The 26,996-nt window shown below is 54.8% G+C and carries 32 protein-coding genes; 22 read left to right on the top strand and 10 right to left on the bottom strand.

The window, feature by feature from the left end; all coding sequences use genetic code 11:
• The first annotated feature begins 72 nt into the window (after positions 1-72).
• Together IE125_RS04605 and ruvX are read left to right on the top strand one after the other, a co-directional pair.
• Positions 73-630 (top strand): YqgE/AlgH family protein, encoded by a 558-nt coding sequence (locus tag IE125_RS04605; RefSeq protein ID WP_189443797.1) that lies wholly within the window; start codon positions 73-75, stop codon positions 628-630.
• Positions 630-1,076: a Holliday junction resolvase RuvX gene (gene ruvX / locus IE125_RS04600; protein ID WP_189443465.1), complete on the top strand. Its 447-nt coding sequence runs from the start codon at positions 630-632 to the stop codon at positions 1,074-1,076. The genes IE125_RS04605 and ruvX overlap by 1 nt, the downstream gene beginning before the upstream one ends.
• 688 nt (positions 1,077-1,764) lie before the next feature.
• Here ruvX and pyrB read toward each other — a convergent pair.
• Positions 1,765-2,808, bottom strand: coding sequence for an aspartate carbamoyltransferase (gene pyrB / locus IE125_RS04595; protein ID WP_189443464.1), 1,044 nt, complete (start codon positions 2,806-2,808; stop codon positions 1,765-1,767).
• Positions 2,809-3,190: 382 nt separating this feature from the next.
• Here pyrB and IE125_RS04590 point away from each other — a divergent pair, with 382 nt between their 5' ends.
• Entirely contained in the window at positions 3,191-4,045 is an 855-nt protein-coding gene (locus IE125_RS04590) for an SDR family oxidoreductase (protein WP_189443463.1), read from the top strand.
• A 10-nt stretch (positions 4,046-4,055) separates the two neighbouring features.
• On the opposite strand, the gene IE125_RS04585 is transcribed toward IE125_RS04590, so the two are convergent.
• Positions 4,056-4,865, bottom strand: coding sequence for an IclR family transcriptional regulator (locus IE125_RS04585; RefSeq protein ID WP_229808920.1), 810 nt, complete (start codon positions 4,863-4,865; stop codon positions 4,056-4,058).
• Positions 4,866-5,083: 218 nt separating this feature from the next.
• On the bottom strand, positions 5,084-5,626 hold the full coding sequence (uraD, locus tag IE125_RS04580; protein ID WP_189443461.1) for a 2-oxo-4-hydroxy-4-carboxy-5-ureidoimidazoline decarboxylase: 543 nt from the start codon (positions 5,624-5,626) through the stop codon (positions 5,084-5,086).
• Positions 5,627-5,748: 122 nt separating this feature from the next.
• Here uraD and uraH point away from each other — a divergent pair, with 122 nt between their 5' ends.
• The 3 genes from uraH (at position 5,749) to IE125_RS04565 (ending at position 8,337) form a co-directional block, all read left to right on the top strand.
• A complete protein-coding gene (gene uraH / locus IE125_RS04575) occupies positions 5,749-6,108 on the top strand; it encodes a hydroxyisourate hydrolase (protein WP_189443460.1) in 360 nt (119 codons plus the stop codon).
• Complete coding sequence (locus IE125_RS04570; protein ID WP_189443459.1) at positions 6,108-7,472, top strand: 8-oxoguanine deaminase; 1,365 nt, start codon at positions 6,108-6,110, stop codon at positions 7,470-7,472. Before uraH ends, IE125_RS04570 begins: the two co-directional genes overlap by 1 nt.
• Before the next feature lie 151 nt (positions 7,473-7,623).
• A complete protein-coding gene (locus IE125_RS04565) occupies positions 7,624-8,337 on the top strand; it encodes a GntR family transcriptional regulator (RefSeq protein WP_229808952.1) in 714 nt (237 codons plus the stop codon).
• A gap of 11 nt (positions 8,338-8,348) precedes the next feature.
• Here IE125_RS04565 and IE125_RS04560 read toward each other — a convergent pair whose 3' ends face one another.
• A complete protein-coding gene (locus IE125_RS04560; protein WP_189443458.1) occupies positions 8,349-9,080 on the bottom strand; it encodes an aspartate/glutamate racemase family protein in 732 nt (243 codons plus the stop codon).
• Between the two features lie 140 nt (positions 9,081-9,220).
• On the opposite strand from IE125_RS04560, the gene puuE reads away from it, so the two are divergent.
• The 7 genes from puuE (at position 9,221) to IE125_RS04525 (ending at position 15,162) form a co-directional block, all read left to right on the top strand.
• Entirely contained in the window at positions 9,221-10,171 is a 951-nt protein-coding gene (puuE, locus tag IE125_RS04555) for an allantoinase PuuE (RefSeq protein ID WP_189443457.1), read from the top strand.
• A gap of 335 nt (positions 10,172-10,506) precedes the next feature.
• Complete coding sequence (locus IE125_RS04550; RefSeq protein WP_189443456.1) at positions 10,507-11,319, top strand: transporter substrate-binding domain-containing protein; 813 nt, start codon at positions 10,507-10,509, stop codon at positions 11,317-11,319.
• Between the two features lie 12 nt (positions 11,320-11,331).
• On the top strand, positions 11,332-12,015 hold the full coding sequence (locus IE125_RS04545; protein ID WP_189443455.1) for an amino acid ABC transporter permease: 684 nt from the start codon (positions 11,332-11,334) through the stop codon (positions 12,013-12,015).
• Entirely contained in the window at positions 12,012-12,668 is a 657-nt protein-coding gene (locus tag IE125_RS04540; RefSeq protein ID WP_189443454.1) for an amino acid ABC transporter permease, read from the top strand. The genes IE125_RS04545 and IE125_RS04540 overlap by 4 nt, the downstream gene beginning before the upstream one ends.
• Positions 12,649-13,377 carry an amino acid ABC transporter ATP-binding protein gene (locus IE125_RS04535; protein ID WP_189443453.1) on the top strand — a complete coding sequence of 243 codons (729 nt, stop codon included), beginning with the start codon at positions 12,649-12,651 and terminating at the stop codon, positions 13,375-13,377. The genes IE125_RS04540 and IE125_RS04535 overlap by 20 nt, the downstream gene beginning before the upstream one ends.
• Positions 13,378-13,393: 16 nt before the next feature.
• Positions 13,394-14,248, top strand: a complete 855-nt coding sequence (locus IE125_RS04530) for a MurR/RpiR family transcriptional regulator (protein WP_189443452.1) — start codon at positions 13,394-13,396, stop codon at positions 14,246-14,248.
• A gap of 59 nt (positions 14,249-14,307) precedes the next feature.
• On the top strand, positions 14,308-15,162 hold the full coding sequence (locus IE125_RS04525; protein ID WP_189443451.1) for a bifunctional allantoicase/(S)-ureidoglycine aminohydrolase: 855 nt from the start codon (positions 14,308-14,310) through the stop codon (positions 15,160-15,162).
• A 100-nt stretch (positions 15,163-15,262) separates the two neighbouring features.
• On the opposite strand, the gene IE125_RS04520 is transcribed toward IE125_RS04525, so the two are convergent.
• The gene (locus IE125_RS04520; protein WP_189443450.1) at positions 15,263-15,931 is read right to left on the bottom strand and encodes a cytosine permease; all 669 of its coding nucleotides are present in this window, start codon (positions 15,929-15,931) and stop codon (positions 15,263-15,265) included.
• On the opposite strand from IE125_RS04520, the gene IE125_RS04515 reads away from it, so the two are divergent.
• From IE125_RS04515 to IE125_RS04475, 9 genes are all read left to right on the top strand, one after another.
• Positions 15,916-17,580: a recombinase family protein gene (locus tag IE125_RS04515; RefSeq protein ID WP_189443449.1), complete on the top strand. Its 1,665-nt coding sequence runs from the start codon at positions 15,916-15,918 to the stop codon at positions 17,578-17,580. The two genes, IE125_RS04520 and IE125_RS04515, sit on opposite strands and share 16 nt — an antisense overlap.
• 101 nt (positions 17,581-17,681) lie before the next feature.
• Positions 17,682-18,074 (top strand): histone-like nucleoid-structuring protein, MvaT/MvaU family, encoded by a 393-nt coding sequence (locus tag IE125_RS04510; RefSeq protein WP_189443448.1) that lies wholly within the window; start codon positions 17,682-17,684, stop codon positions 18,072-18,074.
• A 59-nt stretch (positions 18,075-18,133) separates the two neighbouring features.
• A complete protein-coding gene (locus tag IE125_RS04505) occupies positions 18,134-18,685 on the top strand; it encodes a hypothetical protein (protein ID WP_189443447.1) in 552 nt (183 codons plus the stop codon).
• Between the two features lie 57 nt (positions 18,686-18,742).
• A complete protein-coding gene (locus IE125_RS04500) occupies positions 18,743-19,477 on the top strand; it encodes a GIY-YIG nuclease family protein (protein ID WP_189443446.1) in 735 nt (244 codons plus the stop codon).
• 65 nt (positions 19,478-19,542) lie between these two features.
• Positions 19,543-20,019 carry a lecithin retinol acyltransferase family protein gene (locus IE125_RS04495; RefSeq protein WP_189443445.1) on the top strand — a complete coding sequence of 159 codons (477 nt, stop codon included), beginning with the start codon at positions 19,543-19,545 and terminating at the stop codon, positions 20,017-20,019.
• Between the two features lie 706 nt (positions 20,020-20,725).
• On the top strand, positions 20,726-21,148 hold the full coding sequence (locus IE125_RS04490; RefSeq protein WP_189443444.1) for a hypothetical protein: 423 nt from the start codon (positions 20,726-20,728) through the stop codon (positions 21,146-21,148).
• Positions 21,145-21,777 (top strand): hypothetical protein, encoded by a 633-nt coding sequence (locus tag IE125_RS04485; protein WP_189443443.1) that lies wholly within the window; start codon positions 21,145-21,147, stop codon positions 21,775-21,777. The genes IE125_RS04490 and IE125_RS04485 overlap by 4 nt, the downstream gene beginning before the upstream one ends.
• Entirely contained in the window at positions 21,774-22,064 is a 291-nt protein-coding gene (locus IE125_RS04480; RefSeq protein WP_189443442.1) for a hypothetical protein, read from the top strand. The genes IE125_RS04485 and IE125_RS04480 overlap by 4 nt, the downstream gene beginning before the upstream one ends.
• Positions 22,057-22,440, top strand: coding sequence for a hypothetical protein (locus tag IE125_RS04475; protein WP_189443441.1), 384 nt, complete (start codon positions 22,057-22,059; stop codon positions 22,438-22,440). The genes IE125_RS04480 and IE125_RS04475 overlap by 8 nt, the downstream gene beginning before the upstream one ends.
• Before the next feature lie 85 nt (positions 22,441-22,525).
• On the opposite strand, the gene IE125_RS04470 is transcribed toward IE125_RS04475, so the two are convergent.
• From IE125_RS04470 to IE125_RS04450, 5 genes are all read right to left on the bottom strand, one after another.
• Complete coding sequence (locus IE125_RS04470; protein WP_189443440.1) at positions 22,526-23,806, bottom strand: hypothetical protein; 1,281 nt, start codon at positions 23,804-23,806, stop codon at positions 22,526-22,528.
• 4 nt (positions 23,807-23,810) lie between these two features.
• The gene (locus tag IE125_RS04465) at positions 23,811-24,761 is read right to left on the bottom strand and encodes a hypothetical protein (protein ID WP_189443439.1); all 951 of its coding nucleotides are present in this window, start codon (positions 24,759-24,761) and stop codon (positions 23,811-23,813) included.
• A gap of 88 nt (positions 24,762-24,849) precedes the next feature.
• Positions 24,850-25,719, bottom strand: coding sequence for a hypothetical protein (locus IE125_RS04460; protein WP_189443438.1), 870 nt, complete (start codon positions 25,717-25,719; stop codon positions 24,850-24,852).
• A 391-nt stretch (positions 25,720-26,110) separates the two neighbouring features.
• Entirely contained in the window at positions 26,111-26,503 is a 393-nt protein-coding gene (locus IE125_RS04455; RefSeq protein ID WP_189443437.1) for a hypothetical protein, read from the bottom strand.
• Between the two features lie 3 nt (positions 26,504-26,506).
• Positions 26,507-26,875 (bottom strand): hypothetical protein, encoded by a 369-nt coding sequence (locus IE125_RS04450; protein WP_189443436.1) that lies wholly within the window; start codon positions 26,873-26,875, stop codon positions 26,507-26,509.
• Positions 26,876-26,996: the final 121 nt, after the last annotated feature.

Here is a 26,996-nt window from a genome sequence, read left to right as displayed (position 1 = left end):
CGATGCCGAGCCGGACGCGATGTCCTATGGAGCTCTATGTCCACGACTCGTCAAATTCCCGTCAATGCTCCCATGCAGAGCCTCAAGGACTATTTCCTGCTGGCGCTGCCGCACCTGGAAGACCCCAACTTCGCGGGAACGCTGACCTATCTCTGCGACCACGATGACGACGGCACGCTCGGCGTGATCGTCAATCGCCCCTCCGAGATGACGCTGGATGGCCTGTTCGAACAGCTCGATATCGAGTCCGAACCCGGCCCTCACAATGAAGTGCTGGTCTATGACGGCGGCCCGACCTATCGCGATCGAGGTTTCATTCTGCACCGCGGTAACGCCAGCGACTGGGACTCGAGCATTCAGATTGCCGAAGGGCTGGCGCTGACCACTTCGATGGATATTCTGCAGGCGATCGCCCAGCGTCGCGGACCGGGGCACTACCTGGTGATGCTCGGCTGTGCGGGCTGGAAGTCCGGCCAGCTCGAGGACGAACTCAAGCAGAATAGCTGGCTGACCGTCGAGGGCGATGCCGCGATCCTCTTCGACCGCCCTTCGGAACAGCGGCTCTCCGCGGCGGCCGGCATTCTCGGTGTCGATCTCAATCTGATGACCCGCGACGCCGGGCACGCCTGATGGCCACGCTAGGTGGCAAGGCGGACGCCGAGATCGGTCAGCGCCTGATCATGGCGTTCGACTACGGTACACGGCGCATCGGGGTCGCGGTCGGCAACGAGATGCTTGGCTCGGCCAGCAGCCTCGAGCCGCTGACGGCGCGAGACGGCATACCGGACTGGAACGTCATCGAGCGGCTGTTGAACGAGTGGCGACCGGATCTGCTCGTCGTCGGCCTGCCGATCCACGACGACGGCAGCGAGTCGGATATGAGCACGCGCGCTCGCAAGTTCGGTAACCGCCTGCACGGGCGCTTCGGCAAACCGGTCGAGATGTTCGACGAGCGCGGCACCACCCGCGCCGCCAAGACTATCGCCCAGGCCCAACGCCACAGGGGCAACTACCGGGATCGCGGGGTCGACGGCATCGCCGCACAGCTGATTCTGGAGAACTGGTTCGCGCGGTAGTCAGCCGCGACGCGTTCTTCTTTCTTTCGCTCGCGATACTCGCTCCAACTGCCGCTTGCTCGGTAGGAGTGAGCTCTGCTCACGAAGATCAGCGTCGCCGAGTCCGCGGCATCATTCGCGAGCAAGCTCGCTCCAACGGGTGAGTTATTCAAATTGGGCGCGGATAACGTTTTTTCGCGTCTCTCTCCACTCCCGACGGGCTTGTCTGCCGTAGAAGTGAGCTCTGCTCACGAAGATCAACGTCGCCGAGCCCGCGGCATCATTCGCGAGCAAGCTCGCTCCAACGGGGGCGTATTGACGGCGTTACGGGTTGTCTCAATGGCCTTTTTCTTCGCAGGTGAGTCATTCGGATTGGGCGTCGGCACTTATGTTATTCCACGCCTTTCTCCACTTCTGTTGGGCTTGTCTGCCGTAGGAGTGAGCTCTGCTCACGAAGATCAGCGTCGCCGAGTCCGCGGCATCATTCGCGAGCAAGCTCGCTCCAACGGGTGAGTTATTCGAATTGGGCGCGGATAACGTTTTTTCGCGTCTTTCTCCACTCCTGTTGGGCTTGTCTGCCGTAGGAGTGAGCTCTGCTCACGAAGATCAACTAATGTTCTTCCACGCCTTTCTTCACTCCCGGCGGGCTTGTCTGCCGTAGGAGCTAGCTCTGCTCACGAATGTTTTGAAACCCCGCAGCGGCTCGCACTCAGTTCTCCACCTTCAGCTCTCGGTCGTCCACGCCGAAGCTCGCCGGCACGAACCAGCGCACGTCGCGCAGATCCTTCTCGATCAACGCTTCCACCTGCAGCAGGTGGGCGAAGATCGCCATGCGCATGGGAATGCCGTTGTCGGTCTGGCGGAATATCGCCAGGCGCGGATCGCCGTTGAGATCGGTGGAGAGGTCGTTGGCGCCGGCGCGGCTGTCGCGGGGTAGCGGGTGCATCACCACGGTAGTCGGCGCACAGCGGCGGTCGAGGAAGCCTTTGTCGACGACGAAGTCCGAGGTGAGTTCGGTGAAGTTCTCCGACATTTCGGCAGTGAAGCGCTCGCGCTGGATGCGCGTGGCGTAGATCACGTCGACATCGTCGAAGTTCTCGGCCAGGTTCGCGCGCGTGTCGACACGATGCCCCCGCGAGGCGACCAGATCGACCAGGTGCTGCGGCATCTCCAGCCCCGGCGGGGAGACCAGCGTGATACGCAGCGGATCGTAGAGCGAGAGCAGCTTGATCAGCGAGTGCACCGTGCGGCCGTGACGAAGGTCGCCGGTCAGCAACAGGTGCGCGCCAGCCAGCGGCTTGCCGAGCCGAGCGAACTCCTTGGTGATGGTGTAGATGTCGAGCAGCGCCTGACTGGGATGCTCGCCCGGGCCGTCGCCGCCGTTGATCACCGGCACCTGCGTCGCTTCGGCGAACTCCGCCACCGAGCCCTGCTCCGGGTGGCGCATGACGATGGCATCGACATAGCCGCCCATCACGCGGCTGGTATCGTAAAGCGACTCGCCTTTGGCCATCGACGAGAAGGTGAAGCCGGTGGTGTCGCAGACGCTGCCGCCGAGCCGGCAGAAGGCGGCATTGAAGCTGATGCGGGTCCGCGTACTGGCCTCGAAGAAAAGATTGCCGAGCACCGCGCCCTCGAGCACGCGAGTCACCTTGCGCCGCTGGGCGATCGGTTCCATGCGCTCGGCGATGCGGATCAGATGGTCGACGCCGTCGCGGGAGAGCGAATCGACGGTGAGCAGGTGCGAAGGCATGGGCAGGTCCTCGTTGGCGGCGGTGACGGAAGGCATCTGGGCCGAAGGGTGACCGGGGCATGGGCGACTGGGCCATGGGCACCAGGTGCGCGGCCTAGTCGCCCTTGACCCGTCGCGTCCGGTCCGGCCGGGCGACAGTGTAGCGTCGCTGGCGATTCGCTTCACGCTCTAAGCCACGAAGAGGAGGTGCCAAGTCGGCAGCGACGGCAAGCCCGTTGTTAACATAAGTTAATTTTTTAAACCTGGGTTTGCCTGAACGGCGAAACACTTTCTATGCTCATGAGAACGCTTCGGCCATGAAGTGTTTCTTGCGTCAGTTTCTGTCAGGCAGCTCGCTGTCGACAGACAGCCATTCGTCGATGTCATTCAGGAGGGAGTCGGAATGTCACAATCGCATTTTCCGCCGCAGCACCAGAACCATCAGCCTGGTGACGAGCACCGCATGCAGCCCGAGCCGGAATTCATTCGCGCCGACTATCAGGGCAGCGGCAAGCTTCAGGACAAGGTTGCACTGATCACTGGTGGCGATAGCGGCATCGGCCGCGCGGTGGCCCTGCACTTCGCCCGCGAGGGCGCCGACTGCGCCATCGTTTACCTCGATGAGCAGCGCGATGCCGAGGATACGAAAGCGCTGGTCGAGGCTGAAGGGCGTCGCTGCCTGCCGATTCAGGGCGACGTGGCCGACTCAGCCTTTTGTCGAGAGGCAGTCGAGCGCACGCGTCGCGAACTCGGCGGGCTGAACATTCTGGTCAACAACGCTGCCGAGCAGCACGACTGGAACGATGTCACCGAGATTACCGATGAGCAGCTTCAGCGCACTTTCGCGACCAACATTTTCAGCCACTTTTATCTGGTTCGCGAAGTGGTACCTCATCTCGGTGCCGGGGACACCATCATCGCCACCTCGTCGGTCAATGCTTTCAAGGGCAACAAGACACTGATCGACTACTCATCGACCAAGGGCGCGATCCAGGGCTTCGTGCGCTCGTTGGCGCAGTCGCTGGTGGAGCGAGAGATTCGCGTCAACGCGGTAGCGCCGGGGCCGGTGTGGACGCCGCTGATTCCGGCCAGCATGGATGACGAGAAGGTCGAAGGTTTCGGGGGGCAGGTGCCAATGCAGCGTGCTGGCCAGCCGAGCGAGATGGGGCCGGCCTATGTCTATCTGGCCAGCCAGGAGTCTTCTTACATGACGGGCCAGACGATTCATCTCAACGGAGGCGTGATCCTCAATACGTAAAGGGCTACGCCTACGCCGGCAGATCGGTCGGCAGCTTGCCGCCGATACGGGCGGTGATCTCGGCGGCGGTTTCGGCGACGAGCCGCGCCAGCTCCGGCAAGCGAGAGTCGTCGATACGCGCGACCGGGCCGGAGACGGAGATCGCCGCCAGTGGCAGGCCACTCTCGTCGTGCAGCGTGGCGGCGACGCAGTTGAGCCCGATGGCATGCTCCTCGCGGTCGACCGAATAGCCCTGCCGCCGCACTTCCTCCAGCTGACGCTTGAGGGTGGGAATATCGGTCAGGGTGTTGGGCGTTTCCCCTTCGAGTTCGCGATGACACATGATCGCCTCGAACTCGGCTGGCGGCATCCACGCCAGCAGCGCCTTGCCGATACCGGCGGCATGCAGCGGCGCGCGGGAGCCGAGCCGCGTGATCATGCGCATCATCTGCTTGGATTCGCTCTGGGCGAGATAGACCACCATGCCGTCGTCACGAATGCCGAGATTGGCGGTCTCGCCGGTGGTCGCCGCCAGCCGTCGCAGATAGGGGCGCGCGGTGGCGACGAAATCTCGCGCCTCGAGAAAGCTCTGCCCGATGCGGAAAGTCTTGACGTCGATCTTCCACAACCCGGATTCCAGGTCTTGAATGAGGAAGCCCTGCTGATGCAGCGCCTGCAGCAGCCGATGTGTGGTCGAGGGCGCAAGGTCGAGCGCTTCGGCGATATCGGAAAGCGCCATGCCTTCCGGCGCCGCGGCCAGCACTTCGAGAATCGTCAGCCCGCGCACCAGAGATTGACTGTGGCCGCCGCTGCTCTTGGCGTTGCCGGCCGGTCTGCCCACCGCGCGTCTTTTTGTGTCCGCCGAAGCCCGTCCTTTCGTGTCCGCCGAGGCCCGTTTCCTGGTGTCCGCAGAGGTCCGTCCTTTCGTATCCGCCGACACTCGTCGCTTGTTCTCCGCCACCTGTCGCTCCCCGCTACCTGGCTGTCCGTGCTCGGTCGGCATTGTGCCGTCTTCGATGCCGGTCAGGATAACGAGTTGGGCGCGCCATGTCTGCGCGCCTAAGGGTGGGGATCGTCGGCGCGCTCGCGCTGCTCGAGTCTAAGCCGGGCGATGCGATGGATCTGTTCGATGGCGGTACGTCGCTCGTCTTCCGGTGTGTGGTCGAGCCGGGTCTCGAAGGCGGTGAGAATATCGTGACGATCGAGGCCGCGCACGGCGATCACGAACGGGAAGCCGAAACGCTCGCGGTATTCGGCGTTGAGCCGCTCGAAGCGGGCGAACTCCGCCGCCGTGCACTGGTCGAGTCCGGCGCCGGCCTGTTCACTGCGCGAGTCTGCGGTCAGGTCGTCGGCGACGGCCGCCTTGCCGGCGAGGTCCGGGTGCGCGCGAATCAGCGTGAGCTGCGTGTCGGCACTGGCAGCATCGACCCGCTCACGCATCGCGGCGGCAAGGCCGGCCGGCGTGTCATGGTCGGTATCGAGCCCTCGCTCCCAGCACTGCTCGGCGACCCAGGCCGAATGTTCGTAGATCTCTCCATAGGCGGCGACGAACGCCTCTCGGTCGAGCTGGCTGGGGCGCGGTGAAAGCAGGGTGGAGGACATGGCAACTCCGGTTGACCTTTGTATACAAAAACAATTGAATGAGGCTAACGCCATCATGGCGAAGCAATCCACCTTTTTCGTCCATCGTCGGTGCGCATGGCCGAGCGATCAGGGAGAGAACGATGAGTGACGCCACCGGATATCTGACCACCCATGTGCTGGACACGGCGCTGGGCCGCCCCGCGGCCGGCCTGCGACTCGAGCTCTATCGCCTCGAGGGCGGCACACGATCGCGTCTGGCCGATGTCACCACCAACGAGGACGGCCGCTGCGAGGCTCCGCTGCTCGAGGGCAGCGACTTTCATGCCGGCGTCTACGAGCTGCTGTTTCATGCCGGGGACTATCTGAAAAAGGCCTCGACGGCGAGCGGCCATTTCCTCGATCGCATTCCGCTGCAGTTCGTCGTCGACTCGCCAGACGAGCACTATCACGTGCCGCTATTGCTCTCGCCATTCAGTTACTCGACTTACCGGGGAAGTTGATGATCACGCTGATCCGCGACGCCGAGCTGATCGCGACCTTCGACGATGCTCAGCGTGAGCTGCGCCATGCCAGCCTGTTGATCGAGGACGATCGAATTGCGGCAATCGGTTCGGCGACGGAGATAACCGCCGGGCTGCATAAGCCGGTCGACCGGATCATCGATGCGCGCGGCCACGTCATCTTGCCGGGGCTGGTCAACACCCACCACCACTTCTACCAGACGCTGACGCGTAACCTGCCGGCTGGACAGAACGCCGAGCTGTTCGACTGGCTGGTCACGCACTATCCGATCTGGGCGCGGCTCGATCCGGAGGCGATGTTCGCCGCGAGCCAGATCGCCGCCGCCGAACTGCTGCTTTCCGGCTGCACCACGGCGGCGGATCACACCTATCTCTGGCCCAATGGGGCGCGGATCGACGACCAGATCGCCGCCGTCTCTGAACTGGGACTGCGCTTTCACGCCTCGCGTGGTTCGATGTCGGTGGGCGAGTCCCAGGGCGGGCTGCCGCCGGACAGCGTGGTCGAGTCGGAATCGGCGATTCTCGAGGACACCCAACGCGCCATCGAGCGCTACCACGACGTGCGCGAGCGGGCGATGACGCGGGTGGTCGTCGCGCCCTGTTCGCCGTTCTCCGTCTCGCGCGATCTGATGCGCGAGAGCGCTGCGCTCGCACGCGAGTATGGCGTGCACCTGCACACCCATCTGGCCGAGACCCGCGACGAGGAAGCCTACTGCCGTGAGCAGTTCGGCTGCACGCCGGTGGAGTATGCCGAACAGGTCGGCTGGGTCGGTCGCGATGTCTGGTTCGCGCACATGGTGCACCCGCATAGTGAGGAGATCACCCGGCTTGGCGGTCACTGCTGCGGCGCGGCGCACTGCCCGAGTTCGAACATGCGGCTCGGCTCCGGCATCGCGCCGGTGATGGCGATGCATCGAGCCGGCATGCGCGTTGGCTTGGGCGTCGACGGCAGTGCCTCGAATGACGGCTCGCACCTGCTCGCGGAGACTCGCCAGGCGATGCTGCTCGGTCGGCTTCAGGGTGAAATGGATGACTTCAACGCCCGCCAGATGCTGTGGTTCGCCACTCGCGGCGGGGCGGCCGTGCTCGGGCGCGACGATATCGGCCAGCTCGCCGTCGGCAAGGCCGCCGACATCATCGGCTTCCGTATGGATTCACTGGCGCTCGCCGGCGGTGCGTTGCACGACCCGCTGGCTGCGCTGGTGTTCTGCCAGCCACCGCAGGTCGATCTCTCCTTCGTCAACGGCATTGCGCGGGTCGCAGGCGGTCGCCTGCTCGGCCATGACCTGAATGCAATGATCGCGCGCCACAATGCTAGCGCCAGACGGATCGTGGAGGCGTGAGCCGGCGGGCCATGGGGCCAACCTGGCTGTTATCTCGTAGCCAGGGATATACAATCGACAACGAATACGGTCGACCATGATCAGCAAGACGGTGACGCTGGGGAAGCAAACGACAATGGCAAAAGGCGCGAACGCAGCGAGCGAGAGCGAAATGCCCGCCAAGGCGAAACGCAGTCGCGGAGCGGGCAAGGCGGGGGATGGTGCCGAGCGCCACGAGACGATCTATCGGCAGATTCGCGAGGCGATCGTCGAGCATCGATTGAAGCCGGGGGCGCGGCTGCGTGAAGACGCGCTCGCCGATGTCTTCCGCGTCAGTCGCACCGGCATTCGCAAGATTCTGCAGCGGCTGTCGCTCGAATATCTGGTCACGCTGACCCCACGCCGCGGCGCGAGCGTCAGCCGCCCCACCATCGAAGAAGCTCGCGATGTCTTCGCCGCCCGCCAACTGGTCGAGTGCCAGCTGATGCCGTGGGTGTCGCGGCGGCTGAAGCCTGCCGACGCCGCCGAGCTGCGTGAGCTGGCGGAGCGCGAGCGCAAGGCGCTGCGCAGCGGTGAACAGAGCCAGGCGATACAGCTCTCCGCGCGTTTTCACCAGCGTCTGGCCGAGCTCTCCGGCAACACGCCGCTGGCGGAGTTCATCGAACGCCTCTGCTCACGCTCATCGCTGATCCTCGCCGTCTACGGCGGCCACGGCCATCTCGGCTGCGAATCCCATGACCACGACGAGCTGGTCGCGTTGCTCGAGACCGGCAAGGAAGATCGGGCGATGGCGTTCATGCAGCGCCATCTCAAGGCAATCGAAGCTTCCCTCTCGATCGAGGAGAGCGATGACGAAACGCCAGATCTTCAGACTATCTTTGGCTGATCTCGCCGCCTTTACTCTCCCCAATCCGCAAACTTGCCCGCAAACGGCTTCGGCCGCGGAAACGCCAGATCGCCGTGCTTGCTGGTGCCGAGCCCGAGTGAGGCGAGCGATTCGGCGAGCTTGACCGCGGCGCTGACGCCTTCGACCACCGGCAGCCCCAGGTCCTGGGCCAGCCGTTCGGTGAGATCGGCCATGCCACCGCAACCCAGCACGATGGCGCCGATGCCATCTTCGTCGCGGGCTCGCTGACACTCTGCCAGCAGCGCCTGATAGGCGTTACCCGCCGGGTTCTCCAGCTCCAATACCGGCAGGTCGGTGGCGCGCACCTGGCGGCAGTGATGGCGGAAACCATACTGATCGAGCAGGTGCTCGGCGATGATCGCGGTGCGCGCAAGCGTCGTCACCACCGAAAAGCGGGTGCTGATCATCGTCGCCAGATGGAAGCCGGCTTCGGCAATGCCGATCACCGGGGCGCGGGTCAGTTCACGTGCGGCGAGCAGGCCCGGATCGCCGAAACAGGCAATGACGTAGGCATCTGCGCCGAGGGCCTCGCCGCGACGAATCTCCTCGAGCACGCCAACGGCGCTGATCGCCTCATCGAAGTGGCTCTCGATGGAGACCGGGCCGCTTTCCGGCTGGCTGACGTGGATCTCGGTACCTGGCGCCGCGACACGGCTGGCGCAGTTGCCGATTTTGTCGGTCATGCTGGCGGTGGTGTTAGGGTTGATGACGTGAATCCGCATCGGTGGCGATACCTCTTGTTCGAACAGCTTGGCGAATCGTCGCATTCGCGGTACGGTTGTTTTGTCTACAAAAATAAACGACTTTGAATACAATATCGATGGCCTGATCGTTCTGGCCGTTCGAACAAGGAACGCCATCCATGCGATTCGACGACTCTGCTCCCAAAGACGCCTCTGTCGGGACGTATCCTAGAGATCTGGTTGGCTATGGCCGCACGCCAGTGCAGGCCAACTGGCCCGGTCAGGCCCGCGTGGCGGTGCAGTTCGTGCTCAACTACGAAGAGGGCGGCGAGAACAGTGTGCTGCATGGCGATACACACTCCGAGCAGTTTCTCTCCGAGATTGCAGGCGCCGAGGCGTATCCTGCACGTCATCTGAGCATGGAATCGATCTATGAATACGGCTCGCGAGCGGGTGTCTGGCGAGTGCTGAAAGAGTTCGAGCGCCGCGACTTGCCGCTGACCGTCTTCGGCGTGGCGATGGCGTTGGAACGCAATCCGGAAGTCGCCCGCGCTTTCCACGAGTTGGGCCACGAAATTGCCTGCCACGGCTATCGCTGGATCCATTACCAGAATGTGCCGGAAGCGCTGGAGCGCGAGCATCTCGAGCGCGCGCTGGCGATTTTCCAGCGCCTTTACGGTGAAGCGCCGCTGGGCTGGTACACCGGCCGTGACAGCCCCAACACCCGCCGCCTGCTGCTCGATCAGGGCGGCTTTCTGTATGACAGCGATTACTACGGTGACGATCTGCCGTTCTGGACCGACGCAATCGACAGTCGGGGCAAGACGCATCGCCACCTGATCGTGCCCTACACCCTCGATACCAACGACATGCGCTTTGCGTCCCCGACCGGCTTCGATCACGGCGAGCCGTTTTTTCAGTATCTGCGAGATGCTTTCGACGTGCTCTACGCAGAGGGCGCGGAAACACCGAAGATGCTCTCGATCGGCCTGCACTGCCGGCTGATCGGCCGCCCTGGACGCTTCCGCGCGCTGCAGCGATTCCTCGATCATCTCGAGGCGCACGACCGGGTGTGGATAACCCGGCGCGTGGATATCGCGCGACACTGGACGCGGGAGCATCCGGCCTGAACAAGTGACAGGCAGGTCGCCAGTGCGCCAGTGCTTTGGTGATCTCGCGCCGGGTTGTGCGACTCGCGCCATACGCTGGTGCGCGGGCGTTTTTCTACGCACCGTTTTTGAACGCCTCGCTGCTTGAGGTGCTCGGAAGATGGCTTGTCGATGCTTCTGGTTGTTTTTAACTCATTGAAAATTCTGAACCTCGACGGTTTCTGGCGCTAAATTTGCGAGCAGTATCGATGAAACGAATGTTTCTCGATGGCTGAGGAAGTCGCCAAACGTTTCTTTCGCGGCATCTTTCAGCCTGCTTGTTCAGTCATAACAATTTCGCCCACGAGAGGCTCGACATGTTCGCTTTTGCCAAGCATCTACCGCTTCGCCAGCTGGCGCTGGCCGCCGCGTGCACCGTCATGACCGCGACCGCGTTCTCCGCCATGGCCAGTGATCTAGACACCGTGCAGCAGCGCGGCACGCTACGTGTCGCCGTACCGCAGGACTTCCCGCCGTTCGGTTCGGTCGGCACCGACCTGCAGCCGCAGGGCTATGACATCGACATGGCGCAGTATCTCGCCGATGGCATGGGCGTGGATCTGAAGCTGGTGCCGGTCACGAGCGCCAACCGGATTCCTTTCCTGCAGACGGACAAGGTCGACCTGGTCATCTCGAGTCTCGGCAAGACGCCAGAACGCGCGGAAGTGATCGACTTCACCGACGCCTACGCGCCGTTCTTCCAGGGCGTGTTCGGCACGCCGGGTGCCGACGCCGTCGATGATGTTTCCGGCCTTTCCGGCATGACCATCGGCGCGACGCGCGGCGCGCTCGAAGACCTGACGCTGAGCGATATCGCACCGAGCGATACCACCATCAAGCGTTTCGAGGACAACGCCACGACGATCTCGGCGTTTCTCTCCGGCCAGGTGAACTACATCGCGACCGGTAACGTGGTGGCGGCTCAGATCGCTCGCCAGAACGAGGATCGCGCGCCGACGCTGGTGTTCAAGATCAAGAATTCGCCTTGCTACGTCGGCCTGAGCAAGGGCAACGAGGCGCTCAAGGCGAAGGTCAACGAACTGATCGAGCAGGCCAAGCAGGATGGCACGCTGGAGTCGATGTCCGAAAAGTGGTTCCAGGCGCCGCTGCCGGATGACCTATCCGCCTGATCGGAGCCGATCATGACGTTGGATTTCTCCTCGCTCCTGCCGTATACGGACCAGATTCTCGAGGGCCTGGTGACGACGGTCTGGCTGACCGTCGTCACCACCGTGGCCGGGATCGCCCTGGCCGTCGTCGTCGCCTATGTGCGCGACGGCGCGCGCGTGCGCGGTGCCAGTCTCGTCAGTCGCCTGCTCGGCGGCTATGTCGAAGTGATCCGTAACACGCCGTTCATCGTGCAGCTCTTCTTTCTGTTCTTCGGCCTGCCCGCCCTGGGCGTGCCGATCAGCGCCACGGTCGCGGCGTTGATCGCGATGATCCTCAATCTTGGCGCCTACACCGCCGAGATCCTTCGCGCGGGGATCGAGTCGACCACGCGGGGTCAGCACGAGGCGGCCCGCGCGTTGGGGCTTTCGCGACTGCAGAGCTTCCGCCACGTGGTGCTGGTGCCGGCGTTCTCGCGGGTTTATCCCTCGCTGATCAGCCAGTGCATCATTGTGATGCTGGGTTCGGCGGTGGTTTCGCAGATCTCGGTGTTCGATCTGACCTACGCGGCGAATTTCATTCAGTCGCGCAACTTTCGCGGCTTCGAGGTCTATCTGGTGGTGACGGCCATCTACCTGCTGCTGGCGGTCGGCCTGCGACTCGTCTTCGAGTTCGTCGGACGACGGCTGTTCGCCTTTCGTCAGGGGGGCTCGGCATGACCGACTTCACGACCTGGGACATCGTCCGCAACCTGCTGCTGGCGGCGCGCTGGACCGTGGTGCTCTCCTTGATCGCCTTCATCGGCGGTGCCGCTGTCGGCCTGGTGCTGACGCTATTGCGCATGGGCGGCCTGCGCCCGGTTCGCTGGCTGGTACGCGGCTATGTCGACCTGTTTCAGGGCACGCCGCTGTTGATGCAGCTCTTCCTGGCCTATTTCGGGGCGGCGGTCCTGGGCTTCGATGTTTCCGCCTGGACCGCCGCCAGCGTGGCGCTGACGCTCTTCACCAGCGCGTTTCTCTGCGACATCTGGCGGGGCTGCGTCGAGGCGGTGCCGAGCGGTCAATGGCAGGCGGCGCGAGTGCTGGGGCTCAACTATCTGCAGTCGATGCGCCACGTGATTCTGCCGCAGGCGCTGCGCCTGGCGGTGCCGCCCACCGTGGGCTTTTCGGTGCAGGTGATCAAGGGCACGGCATTGGCCTCAGTGATCGGCTTCGTCGAGTTGACCAAGGCCGGCACCATGCTCAACAACGCCACCTTCGAGCCTTTCACCATCTTCACCTTCGTCGCGCTCGGTTACTTCATTCTCTGCTATCCGCTGTCGCGCTACGCCCGTTATCTGGAGAGACGACTCTATGGCGCTGGTATCCGTTAAAGACCTGCACAAATCCTTCGGCGAGCTGGAGGTGCTCAAGGGGATCGATCTCGAGGTCGAGGCGGGCGAGGTAGTGGCGATCATCGGTCGCAGCGGGTCGGGCAAGAGCACCTTCCTGCGCTGTCTCAATCAACTCGAGCATCACGACTGGGGCACGATCCAACTGGCCGATCAGCGGCTCGACGGAACATCGATGACGCCGGGCGAGCTGAGCCAGAACGTCGGCATGGTGTTCCAGAGCTTCAATCTGTTCCCGCACAAGAGCGTGATCGACAACGTCATGCTGGCGCCGGTGGTGGTCAAGCAGACGCCGAAGAGCGAGGCGCGCAGGATCGCCGAGGAGGTGCTGGCCAAGGTCGGCATGTCGGACAAGATCGATTCCTACCCGGCGCAGCTCTCCGGCGGGCAGCAGCAGCGCGTGGCGATTGCCCGCGCGCTGGCCATGAACCCCAAGGTGCTGCTGTGCGACGAGGCGACCTCGGCGCTCGACCCTGAACTGGTCGGCGAGGTGCTGCGCGTGCTGGAGGATCTGGCGAAAGAGGGCATGACGCTGATTCTGGTCACCCACGAGATGAAGTTCGCGCGTGACGTGAGCCATCGGGTGGTGTTCATGCACCAGGGGCGGATTCACGAGTCCGGCCCGCCCGAGACGCTGTTCACCCGGCCGCAGACGCCGGAGCTCGCGCAGTTCATCGCCTCGGTGGTTTGAACGCGAAGGAGATTCGATGCCCGCCAGCCGCGATCAGACACCGATCGGTCGTCGCCTGCAGCACCACTTCGATGAGTTGGGGCCGCAGGAGCGCCGCGTGGCGGGTTTCGTTCTCGATCACCTCGAGGATCTGGCGATCTACAGCGCGGCGGATCTGGCGCGACTGTCGGGGGTCTCCAAGGCGACGGTCACGCGGCTGTTCCAGCGCCTGGGCTATGCCGACTTTCGGGCGGTCAAGACGCAGGTGCGGCGGCTGCGCCACTATGGCGTGCCGCTTGCCAGCTCGACGGCCCTGGGCGAGGGCGATGCGCCTTTTCATCGACACGCCGAGCGCGAGCGTGACAATCTGCGTCATTGCCTCGAGGCATTGACGCCGGCCCGCTTCGAGGCCGTGATCGCCGCGCTGGATGACGCGCCGGAGATCGTGATCGTCGGTTACCGCAACAGTTACCCGGTGGCACTGCATCTGCGTCAGCAGCTGCTGCAGGCGCGACCGGGCGTGCGCCTGGCACCGGCGCCGAACCAGTCGCTGGCCGAGGAGCTGGTCGCACTCGAGCCCGAAGCGCTGGTCGTGGCCGTCGGCTTTCGTCGGCGGCCGCGTCTGTTCGGGACCTTGATCGAGACGCTGGCGCAGCAGCCACAGCGAGTGTTGCTGATCGGCGACCCGACGACGACAAAATATGAGAGCCAGGTCGCGTGGCGTCTGGAGTGTCCATTGGAAACGATCTCGGCGTTCGACAGCTACGCGAGCGCGATGAGTCTGGTCAGCCTGATCGCCAACGCGCTCCTGCACCGCCGGCTGGCGGCCGGCCGCGCGCGAATCAGCGAAGTGAGTGAACTATACGAGGCGCTCGACGAGCTTGGCCAATGACCCTCGGTCGATGAAACCGAGCCGGTGAAGATCGAGCGCCAACGCCGACTGGAGAGAGCATGCCGCAAAGACCGCACGATTCGTCCCGTAGAACCTACTACGCCCCTCACGGCGGCCTGCCGCCGCAGAGCCAGCTGATCCACGACCGCGCGGTGTTCACCGAAGCTTACGCGGTCATTCCCAAGGGCGTGATGAGCGACATCGTCATGAGCTTTCTGCCGCATTGGGAGAAGACTCGGCTGTGGGTATTGTCGCGACCGCTTTCCGGTTTTGCCGAGACGTTCTCGCAGTACATCATGGAGGTCTCGCCCGGTGGTGGCAGCGAGCGCCCGGAACCGGATGGCGGCGCCGAGGGCGTTCTGTTCGTGGTCGAGGGCGAGATGACGCTGATCATCGACGGCGACCCACACGCGATGGCGCCGGGCGGCTATGCCTATCTGCCGCCGGGCGCGAGCTGGCAGTTGCGCAACGCGGGCAACGAGCCGGTGCGCTTCCACTGGATCCGCAAGGCGTACGCGTTCGTCGATGGCATCGAGGTACCGCCGGCGTTCGTCACCAACGAGCAGACGATCGAGCCGACGCCGATGCCGGATACCGAAGGGCGCTGGGCGACCACCCGCTTCGTCGAGCCCTCGGATCTGCGCCACGACATGCACGTCACCATCGTCACCTTTCAGCCTGGCGGCGTGATTCCTTTCGATGAGACGCATGTCATGGAACATGGCCTCTATGTACTCGAGGGCAAGGCGGTCTATCACCTCAATCAGGAGTGGGTCGAGGTCGAGGCCGGCGATTACATGTGGCTGCGCGCCTTCTGCCCGCAGTCCTGTTACGCCGCCGGCCCGGGGCCGTTCCGCTACCTGCTCTACAAGGACGTCAATCGGCATATGGCGCTCAACCTCTCCTCGCGCTGAAGTCTCCGAGGCGAAAAAAACCGGCGCTCGATGAGCGCCGGCAAGAGGGAGACAACAGGGGGCGCGGATAACGTCGCCCAAGTCGGGAGAGGCGCTTGCTCTATGAGGCGATCGCAGCGGCGGCCGTTGCGCGGCGCATGGCCATCGCGTAAAAGCCGGCGCCCAGCGCACCGCCGATGAACACCGAGAAGTGGCCGAGATCGCCGAGCGGCAGGAAATTGATCACGATCCCGATGACCGTTGCCGCGACGACCGCCTTCACCGCTGCCGGATTGACACCGTTGCGATACCAGTAGGGGCCGTGCGGGTCGTCGCTGAACAGGCCGTCGACATCGATCTCGCCGCGACGGATACGGTAGTAGTCCATGATGATGATGCCGTAGAGCGGACCGATGGCGGCGGCGAGCAGATCGACCGTGTAATGGATGATCTCCGGGTTGCTGAACAGGTTCCACGGGGTCAGGAAGATCGAGCCCACGGCCGCGATGAAGCCGCCCGCGCGGAAGCTGATCTTGTTCGGCGCCATGTTGGAGAAATCGAACGCGGGGGCGACGAAGTTGGCGACGATGTTGATGCCGATCGTCGTGGTCACGAAAGTAGCGGCACCCAGCACCGCGACGAAGGTGCTGTCGAGACGCGAAACGGTCTCGATCGGATCGTCGATCATCTCGCCAAAGACCGGCAGCGTGGCCGAGACCATCATGACGGAGGATGCTATAGTGGAGAAAACCACAGGCCACGGTGTCCCTTGCCATGGAAGCTTACGCATACGTCCGCTACTCAACCGCCCGTCAAAGCACTGGCGATAGTGTCGAGCGTCAGAAAAGCCCCCTATCACGCTTTGAGGACCGCTATGGTGTCCGAATCAAAGAAACCTTCGTGGACGCCGGGGTATCGTCCTTCCGTGGTGACAATATCAAAAAAGGACAGTTCAGGAGCCTTCTCGATAAGATAGAAAATAAAGAAATTGTTGCTGGCGATTTTATCGTCCTTGAAAGTATTGATAGGGTTTCGAGGCAAGAACTTAACAAAACCGCTAGTCAGCTTTATGCAATTCTTGAAAAAGGGATAAAGATTTACACAACAAATGACGAGAAACTGTATTCATTAGAAGACAAAAGCAGAGACTTAGAAAACTACCTTATGATTGGCTTGATAGCGAAACGAGCCAACGAAGAGAGTGAAACTAAGTCAAAACGCCGTAAATCAGCTTGGCGGAAGGTTCACAACGAAGCAAAAGAGTCAGGTAAGGCTTTTTCAAATAGTCGCGTTCATTATGGTTATAAATTAGTCGACGGAAAATATCAAATTGTTGAAGACGAAGCTGAAGAAATCAGACAGCTTTTTGACCTGATAATCAATGAAGGCGTCTACAACGCGGTTGCTGAGGTCAACAAAACCGCTAAGCGAAAGTGGACAGCTTCAAATGTTTACAAGCTTATGCGTAGCAAAGCTGTGGTTGGCTATCTACGAAGACAAGAAACCGTAGACGGTAAACGCGAGTTTCGCGAATACATTCCCGATTTCTACCCCGCAATTATCGACGAATTCACTTTTCGTCGTGCTGAACAGGCAATAGCAAGAAGAAAAACGAACAAAGTATCTGGCCGAAACACTGAAGCCTACACAAACATTTTTCGCCATACTGCTTATTGCGATAAATGTGGCTCAAAAATGATTTATACTAAAAAACAGAAAGCCAGCGGGAAATATAAATACTATTACCTGTTTTGCAACGAAGGAAAAGAAAAAGGCACAGGCTGTCGAAACACAATCGACTACGCTTATGTTCTTCACAAGTTTTGCGAAAAGATTTTCCTTGCTACCGCATTTAATGCCGAGGACATTCCTTCTCACGCTTCGCTTATCAATGCCCTAGCAAAATTGCTATCAAACAAGAAAGACATTGAGAAAGCCAAGCAACAAAGAGAGCTTGAAAACAAGCTTGCGAAAGAAGAAATGACGGAAGCAAATCTTCAGCGAATGATTGACAACCTTGAAGAGATTCCGCCTAACTATGTGTTGAAAAAGCTTTCGAACACTGAGAAAGAAATCGAAGGCCTAAAAACAAAGCTGACATTGATTGAAGAGCAGGTGGGCTTGGAAATGGATAGCCTATCCGACTTTATGACCATGCTTCGAAGCAAGAAAGGTCGAGCAGATATCAACAACTTTTTGATAGCAAACAATATCACTTTTAGCCTGACATCCGAAAAAGTCGACACCGTAGCAAGAGAATATAGCGACCCGGCCACTCAAAAGCTCTTCTACAAACTCGAAGGTAAAAGAGCCAAGAAAACAGAAATCACTATGAAAATCACCATAGAGGGTGAGACTTTCGTAGATAATTTCTACAAAGAAGACATTGATTTGGACGAATACGCACTAGCTGACATGAGCCAGCTTGAAAAAATATAAAAAACTTACTTCAAATACTGGATGACGCAAATTATCTCTGATATCTTTAACTTGTTCCCAAGCAAAACAGCACCCAGACCAGACCGTAAGGAATAGCACCAATGTCATCGCAACTTGCTAATTACATGCAGAAAGAAGCCCAGCTAGCCCGCCTACAAGCTGAGCTGAAGGAAATGGAAGGTAGCGAGCAATTGAAGCTTGCTAAAGAATACAAGCAAAAGCTCGAAGATCTAATGAAAAAATACGGCCATACAGTCGAAGAAACCATCGACGTACTGGACCCGGAATATAAGCTTCGCGGTCTCCCACCACTGGAATCAGCACCGAAGTCGACTGTTGGGACACGCCGGAAGCGTAAGCTGAAAGTCTACAAAAATCCGAATACTGGTGAAGTCATCGAAACTCGCGGTGGCAACCATAAAGAACTGAAAGCTTGGAAAGACGAACACGGTGCAGAAACCGTTGAAAGCTGGGTTCAAGAAGAAAAAGAGTAAGACCAGATCCAAAGCCCACCAAAGAGTGGGCTTTTTTTTTCGCACGGGGAACTAAAAAAATGAAAATTTTAAAGCTTACAGCCCTTTTTTTGCTGTCAATTCTGATCGTCTCAACTTCCGGCTGTGTCACTGTCACAGGTGAAATGAATCCAGAAAAGTCGTCCTATGAATCGGAGTCAAAAGCCACGCCAGACAACAAGCTTTTTCAGAATGTCAGAATAAACCAAGTCGAAGGATTCGTGGGAACCAGTGCTTTTGCTTTGGCCGGAAAGACTTCACCAAATCTGACGAATGAAACAGCACGCACAGCGGTCGAAAACACTTTGAAGACTGCTAATCTCTTCAATGACAAAGGTTCATATCTACTCGATATCAAGGTCGTTGAAGACGGATCACGAGGCTATTGGGCAGTTGGTGATCCCGGTTATAGGACCACCGAGATCAACTATAAACTAGTCAGTGATAGCCAAACGCTCTATGACAAAGATATTGAGACCGAGGGCAGAAGCGACGGAATGTTCGCTTACTACCTCATTGAAAGGGAAGCAGCAGAACAAGCTATGCGCCGAAATCTCAAAGAGCTTGTAGACGATTTGCTAGCAATCGATTGACAGCAACCACACCCCTAAACCCGCCACCAGTGCGGGTTTTCTGCTTTAGGTGGACTCATGGATAGACTAATCAAGATTGGTTTCGAGAAAGTTGGCAAGTGGATTATTGAAAACGACAAAATCTTTCCTGATCTAGAACGCTATTACACCGCGTCTAATGTCCTGTATGCCTTCATAGTAGACGGTGAGGTTCGATATGTCGGAAAGACTACTACGCCACTGAAGAAGCGTTTTTATGGCTATAGAAGCCCAAATGGAGACCAACCGACTAACAGTAAGAACAACGCCAATATCATGAAATGTCTGCTGGCTGGTGGAGAGGTCGATATCTATGTTTTACCTGATAACGGCCTCATGCACTACGGCATATTTCACTTGAACCTCGCTAGTGGACTTGAAGACAGCATAATCAAAACGCTTGATCCTCCATGGAACGGAAAGCAGAAATTAGTCGAACAGGTAGAAGAAGAAGCAGATTTACAGGTATCCGACTTCCCTACACCTGAAGCGAGCTTCAAGGTGAAGATTGGGACCACTTATTACAACAATGGTTTCATCAATGTACCAACTCAGGCGTCGAGCCTGATAGGTGCTCACAAAGACACTATTGAAATCTATGTCAAAGATTTTGCTCAACCGGTCTACGGGTATATCAACCGAAAAGCTCAGGTCAACGGAGCACCACGTATCTACGGACGCACAGAGCTTGCCAGCCTGTTCCAGCAGGCTTACAGCCTCGGTGACATGGCTACAGTTGAGATTTTATCAAAAGAGGCAATACGGTTCATATAGCACTGCGAGACCTAAATTCTGAGCGAGGTTGGTCGATAAAAGGTAAAACACGGGGGGGATAGAGAGTGGGACCAATCGTATCGCTATTAGAATTTGTCGTCGATAGTTGTAGGACAGAAGTCAAACCAGTAATTGGTAGCGTGGTCTATTGTGATTTGCACTATGGCTGGGCAGAACATTCAGGCATATATGTCGGAAACGGTAAGATTGTCCACCTTAATGGAAAAGGTAGAGTTGAAGCAGTCACGGCAAAACAATTCCTGAAAGGTAAGAGCGGATATAATATTTATGTTTCGTGTAAAGGAACAAAAGCTGTGGGAAGTGCTGAAGTTGCTAAGAGAGCCAAAAACAGGATCGGTAGCATCACGGACTACAACTTCATTTTAGACAACTGCCATGAATTCACTACTGGCTGTATCCTTGATGAGTTCCCAAATTCGAACAACTTTCTTTGGATGTTGAAACATGAAGTGAATCGACATTATGGAGCAGACAACTGGCGTTTCTGGATAAATTACTATCATGACAAACCATTCGACTGAGGCAGAGTTGTAGCAAAGACAACTCATTTTGTGTCCAAGCTGGACATTGAAAAGCAGAAACCAGCCATATTCCCCATAATCAATGACAAGGGGTTTTCTGTATACAGATAACCTACCCGAAAGAAATAAACAGACCTAGAATAGAACTTGCACAGTAAATGTTAACTTGGTCAATTAAACATGAGACAATAGACAGTATGGAAACACAAATCTGATACCCATGTTATAATAGACAATAGAAAGATACTTGAAAATATATTATTTGAAAAACCGACACGGCAATGTCGGTTTTTTTATTTCTCACCACATTTAAAGCACTTCTCCACATACCTCCTTGCCGTCAACGATTTCCACCCCTTGAAAACAAAAATAAATTAACCTATAAAAACTCGGCTATTTGCTAAGCAAGTGGCGATTATTCATGACCTTTAAATATTAAATTGCTAAAAAAGTAAACTTTTTAAGGGATAATATGATATAATTATAAAACAATAACCAAAAAGGAGAATCAAAATGGAAATTATACAAACTATAGCAGTATCAATATTATACGCATTGCTAACAATTCTACCATATCTCGCTGTTACGGTCGTATTAACAGTAGTAGCTTGTTTAGTTAATGAATTGATAAATAAAGCAAAAGCGAAGAAAAATATAGCCCCCTGAGTGGTGGGCTTTTGATAACAACAAAAAGGGGAAACAAGCAATGAATATACTACAAAAAATTGAATCCAAGCTAATACCTACGTTTTCAGATAAGGCAGTGGATAAAGAGCTTGAAGACTTTACAGTTAAGAAAATACAAAAGAAATTATCTTATCAACAACTCAAAATTGATCTCTTGAGTATTGGGTTTGCCATTTCGGGCATTTTAGCAATTTATTTCTTATTTAGAAATGCACATAGTTGGCTTATGCAAGGTATGTATTGCATGGGGTACTTAGTGCCAGCAGACTGCCGAAACCAAGCCGAAGCTCTTTTTCCTTATTATTCAGACCAAACATGGTTAGCTTTTGGTTTGGTCTTATTGGCTTTTGCGTTGGCTATTAAGGTTTATCAGAACTGCAGGATTGAGGAAGCTTTGGAATCAGGCTTGGAAAAAAAGGTGGCAAAGGAGAATATGAAATGAGCTTACAACAAAAAAAAGAAATCAATATAAGACCAAATTGTTCTAATAGCGAAATTGATAGGGAACTAGCAGGTTATACGGTCAATGAGATTGAAAGCAAGAATAAAGCTTACGAAAAAGAGATATTTTACTGTGATATCGGCATAATATTTGGTGGTGGATTAGCGTTTATGGCATTATGTGAAGTCGTTACACCTATACATAATTTAATGAGTAACCCCACTATACACTTAAACAGCAATAATGTACTCGACGCTTTGATATCGAATCCATTATGTTTGTTTTTTTCTTTACTGCTACAAACAATAATGACGGCTCTAATAGCAAAGAATATCAAGCTTAGGTCACTACAAGAGGCTTTGAGGTTAGGGTTAAAAAGAAAGATTGGGGATAGCAAGCAGGAAAGCTGTCCAGTTTCTGAAATAGATAAAGAACTGGCAAAACAAAAAACAGTAGTTCGAATATCTTATTGCTTGTGCATATCCCTTATTTTATTTATATGGAATGCTGATAACCTTTATTACATAGGAATTGCACTCCTAACTATGTTGACAATAGCGAGGTTTAACTCGTTTTTGGAATCTAGTCTGAAAAGGAAAATTGAAAACAATAAGGGGGAAACATCATGAAAATGATATACGCAAAAATAACCCTATGCTTAATAGTAACTGTAATGCTATTGATAGGTTTAATGTTCCTTGTCCTTCCAATAGATTACATTTTAGGTTTTACAATGTTCCTTCATTATTTTGTTAATTCATTACTTCCCGAAACTCATAAAGTCTTCAACTGGGTAAGAGCGATATTTTTATGTACTCTTGGAGTTGGGTGTTTTGTTGCATTAACATTGGACCAATTCCAAGCTTTGAAAGAGCAAAAAGAAATTGAAAATAATAAAGGTGAAAAATATGACTGACGAACAAATCCAACAATCATTCGGCCCCTACGGTGCCTTGGCAGTGTCAAAAGGATTGATAACAAGAGAAAGGCTTATCGAGCTTGCCCGCAAGTATCCGAACTCCCACATAAGCTTCGACCGCGAGAACGGCCACTATCACCTTCATATGCCCAGCCAACGAAGTGCAGGTGTGTTAATCCGAAACCTAAACACTGGACACACCGTCACAGGCCATGGACGTGCGTTGCTTGGCGACAAGAAGCGTAGCAAGGCTGTGAGCTTCAAGCTGACTGAAGGCCAGCACAGGGCGATTTTAGAGCTTGTTGGCAAAGAGGAATCCCCCGGCCAGTTGGCTCGAAGGCTGGTAAGCGAATACTTGGAACAGCACGCATAAAAAACCCCGCCGTAAAGCGGGGTTAAAACAACAACAATTGGAGAAATCTAATACCACCCGATAATTATAACACATAAATAAATAATTAAAACAAAAATTTTCCATTAAATTCATTGTCTGGTAGTGGTCTCCGCTTTTCTGCTATCAAACTGATTTCTTCGAAAACATCAATTCGTGCAACACCAGCTTGAACCAGCCACTCATTTTCGTGCTTTTCGATTGCCCATAATTCATGTGCGAAGTCAATATATTTTAAATCGTCGACCAGTTGAAGCCTGACACCCAAGTCGAACATAGCTAGTTTTGAAAGCTCTTGTTTATCTTGCTTAGTCAAGCAATAGGGCGATTTTTCACCGGGCTTCTGAATTGTCCGAATCATTGAGTTAAGACATTCTGCCGGACCTTTCTCGAAAACCCATTCATTCGATACTTCAATAGTGCGTGCGTATTCGTCTGCTACCATTGAGAAAACAGCACCTTCAAAAACACAATCAGAAGTCTCGACAGCTTCTTTAACCAAATCCATGACAAGCTCTTGGTTTTCTTTCGCACAGTTCAGAGCTTGTATTAGGTCACTTGCTAACTGCTGAAAAGCCCAGTGATCCGCACCACAGCGAGCTTTCAAGGTCTCTGAAGAAATCATATCGTCGTGCTGGTATATGGCGTCGAAAGAAAAGTTTGGATCGTCCATTTCTCGAAAAAATGAAAAACTGAATCCCGCAGATTGACTAAGCAACTCGAACATATCAAATTGCTGTTTACCGGTCATGGAAAGAATAGGCTCGCCATTCAGACAAAAGCCAAAAGCTGTGTGAAAACTCAAACCTTCTATGACAAGGTTTTTGGAATCACCCGCATTACAGAAACGATAGGGATCGTCTCGAAGCACAGTCGTAAACAATTCATTTAGATTATCGTCGAGAAACACAGGTATGACCGAATCGGCCTTATAGAAGCTCATCCCATCAACAATTTCGTTGATAGGAACAAGCTCGCGACCTTCGAGACGCTTAGCAAATCGAAATAATCGAAGCTCTTCGTCGTTCAAGCGGACAATCTGGCATAGAAGGTCTGGATTGCCGTAGATTTCAACATGAGCACTAGCAATCTCGTCTTCGATATCATTAGAGGTTTCGTCATATCTCAAGAAGACATTTCGAATCCGACCCACACGGCCCTTATCTAATCGCTTGTCGAGAGCCGAGGCAAAAACCTGTCTGGCTAATTTCGTGATAGGGTTATCGTTCGGCCCGAACACTTCAAGAGCCACATTCCCGGTGAAATCTGAGCCGGTGAAGGGGTTTTCAGTCAGGTAAAGAAGCTCTTTTCTAGAAAGCTCGTGAAGCCTTTTCCAAACATATGCCATAACCTTAACCCCTTTCGCCAAAGGACAAGCCTGAATACGCCCGTCTCTGCTCACGAAACGGCGTGGCTAGGTTGCCCGTTACGCTGTAAATCTCGTCCCGGATCTGGATACGGTGCTTATCGCCTGAAACGGCCCAGACCCCATCCTTTTTAACGATACCATCCACTGAAGGCGTATTGGCATTGAAATCGCTCAGAGCCTTCATGAGAGCGGTTGTGTGGTGGTTCTGCTCAGGAGCCAAAAGGTGAGCGATCTTGTGGATATCGGCGTCTTGAAGCCTTTCACGGCCATCGACTTCAAATGCGACATACGCGGTGTTCGTCAGGTCAGAAAAATTACGGTCCACATAGTCATTCAGCTTCTCGCGGAAACGCTCGAACACAGGCCCGGCAAGCTTCCCACCACCGATAGCTTCCCAGAGCGTCGAGCTTTCAGGCTCGACAAACTCTTTGACATAGAAGGACGAACGCAATGCACGCTCTGAAGCGTCAAACTCAATGGTGTGTTCTTGGTCGAAAAGCACAATCGCCTTGCCAGCAAACCCACCACCACCCGGCTTTGGCTCGATAGCCACGCTGTAGATTTCTAACTCGTCAACGTATGTGTCCACGCTAAACTTGAACACCTCGTCTTGGAAATCGAGTTCAGACATGCTCGTTTCAGCAATGAACCTATCCACATTGACGGCAATACCGCTGAAAATCCGTTCCACATCGTCAGGGTAACGACCAGCAATCAAGGCTTCGAGACCGTCTGTTTTGGCGAATGGTGTGTTCTTGTCGACAAGCATGAAATTGCCATGATCGTAGGCCAGCATTTCGGTTTCGTAGCTCTTACCCTGAAATTCGAGCCCCACGGCTATCTTGAAGGACTCGCCGTCAGGGATATACGAAGGCATTCGCAGTGATTCGACTCGAATCGAGTCGGTCAATTCTATAAATTGTGTATCTGTCATTTTTATTATTCTCCTAATTATTTTTTGGCTATCGCTAGCTCCTGTATTGAGTGAAAGAAAACCCGCCAGTGTGGCGGGTTAGAGTGTTTCAGTTGAAGCCAAGGCTTGAGCTTTTTCTATGCTTTGACGATTTTTGTGGCTTTTCCTCTTCTTTCTCAAAGCTGAAAGATTTGTGGACTACACCATACTCGTCAGCTTTCTCGACTCTAAATTTCTCTTGACTTTCTTGAAGCTTTTCTACAATTAAAGGTCTAATTACTGAAGTGATATAATCTTGAACAGCTAGCTTGAAGTCTTCCTCTCCTAAAGTGTTATATCGAAAATCTTTCCTTAGCTGATAATCAACCAATTCTGCTAACTGACTGTTCTCTTCGTCGATTAAACCTACAGCATTACCGTCACTGTCTAACGCAAGGTGTTTTTCAGCACCTTGAGAAATCACTTCAGTATCTAACCACACTTGGCACGAAGAGCTATCGACCTGAACCATCGGAGTAAATACAGGCTTCAGTGAACCCCCAGCGTCCACCATTTCGTACTCAGGCCAATACACTTCGATTTCGAAAGGGTGTGCGAATTCAATGTATGAATCCAAAAGCTTAGCTTCAACGGCCTTTTTCATGTTCACAACAGGCTGTTCACTTTCTGAGCTAACTGAAGGTAGGTTGTGCTCTTTTTGATACCAATTCGTTAAAGTGGTAAAAAACTCTGTTGGATTCGCCCCGGCTCTGACACCAGATTTAACTTTGGAGAAATCCAACTCAACTGTTTCAAAATCGAATTTATGAGGCATTTCAATATCCGCAATCATGGACTCGAACATAACAAATCCTGACTGTGGTGAACAATGTACCTCAAAGTCTACTAAATCGTCGTCACAATGTGCTTGTGTAACTTCGAATCTAATCTTATCAATATATTCTCTCATATTGTTAACTGTGAAATCTTCTACACTCATAGCATTCTCCTTTTTTTGTAATTGCTATTTTATTAGACATTCATTATATCATATAATTCAATTATTTTCAGAATTATTTCACATATTTATTGACTTTCTTTGTTTTCAATTTGCTCTCAATTTCGAAAGCACATTGAAAACAAAAACAGCCCCCGAGCCATAACGACTTGGGGAATTGCTGTCACTTCTACTTCACCAAGCTACTGCAACCAGTACCGCAGAAACCACGAAGAATGCACACCATAACCAATCCTTCCATAGCCAAGGCTTCCGCTTGATTCGCAACCAGACCAAGCCTAGGGCTATTGCTATCGAAATAGGCCAACCGTGACCTATCAGACCTGCAACACTGAACCCAGCAATAACTAAGAGACTCACCACCAAAATAGGGCTATGCATGGCTCACCTCACGAAAATCAGTAGCAGTGACCGGCCCTGAATTATCTGGCTCAATGCAAAACACCGTGCCCGGTTTCAGGTCAAGATTTCGCTTCATTCGAAGAAGCCAACCTAAGCAAGTGAGCACCAAAGCACGACTAGCGTCCCTGTCGTAATCACCCCATTTTTGCAAGGAACCGTAGTGCTCACCAGACATATCAAAATCACAAACCAACCGCGTGACTTTTGGACATGTGCCGTATATCCCACCAATCACATGCTCTTCTTCCCCATGCTCGACAGCTATCGTGACCGACCCCGTTTCTTTACCTTCTTCCACCGACCAAAAGAATCCTGAAGGGTGGAAATCCACTAAATCTTTGTAATCAATTTTGTTGGTATCCATATTTCACCCCCACAATGCGTCGACGAATTCGTCAACGAGTTCTTGGTAATCGTCAGGTTCCCCATGTTCAATGACATGCTTTTTCGCATAGTGAGAAAGTAGAAAAATTGAACTGGCTAATGTGTCTTCAAAATCCTTAAAGTCGTCTTCTTCCACACCTACCATGTTTGCCATAACTTCGAAAAAGGGACTTGGGCCTTCTCCGAAGGGTAAATCTGGTAAAAACAGCTTTTCTTCTTCAAACTGAAACATTTGGCGTACACCATTTATTTCAATTTTTGATACCCACTGGCCTTCGAAACCGCTGAGAGGATTCGGGCGACAGTAATCCATTTCTACATTCATTTTGTTTCTTTTAAATACGTTGCTCATGACATTTCTCCTATTAAAGTTATTTTGAGCGTTTTTCAGACACACCTTCCCCAGCCCATGTGTCAGAGGCAAAAATCAGTCAACTCACTTTGAAAGGGAACAGGCTCCAAGCCTGCTTACT

Source organism: Salinicola rhizosphaerae (assembly GCF_014652715.1).
GTDB classification, from domain to species: Bacteria; Pseudomonadota; Gammaproteobacteria; order Pseudomonadales; family Halomonadaceae; genus Salinicola; species Salinicola rhizosphaerae.
Note: the sequence above shows the minus strand (reverse complement) of the source record. Positions and strands in the feature narration are given on the sequence as shown.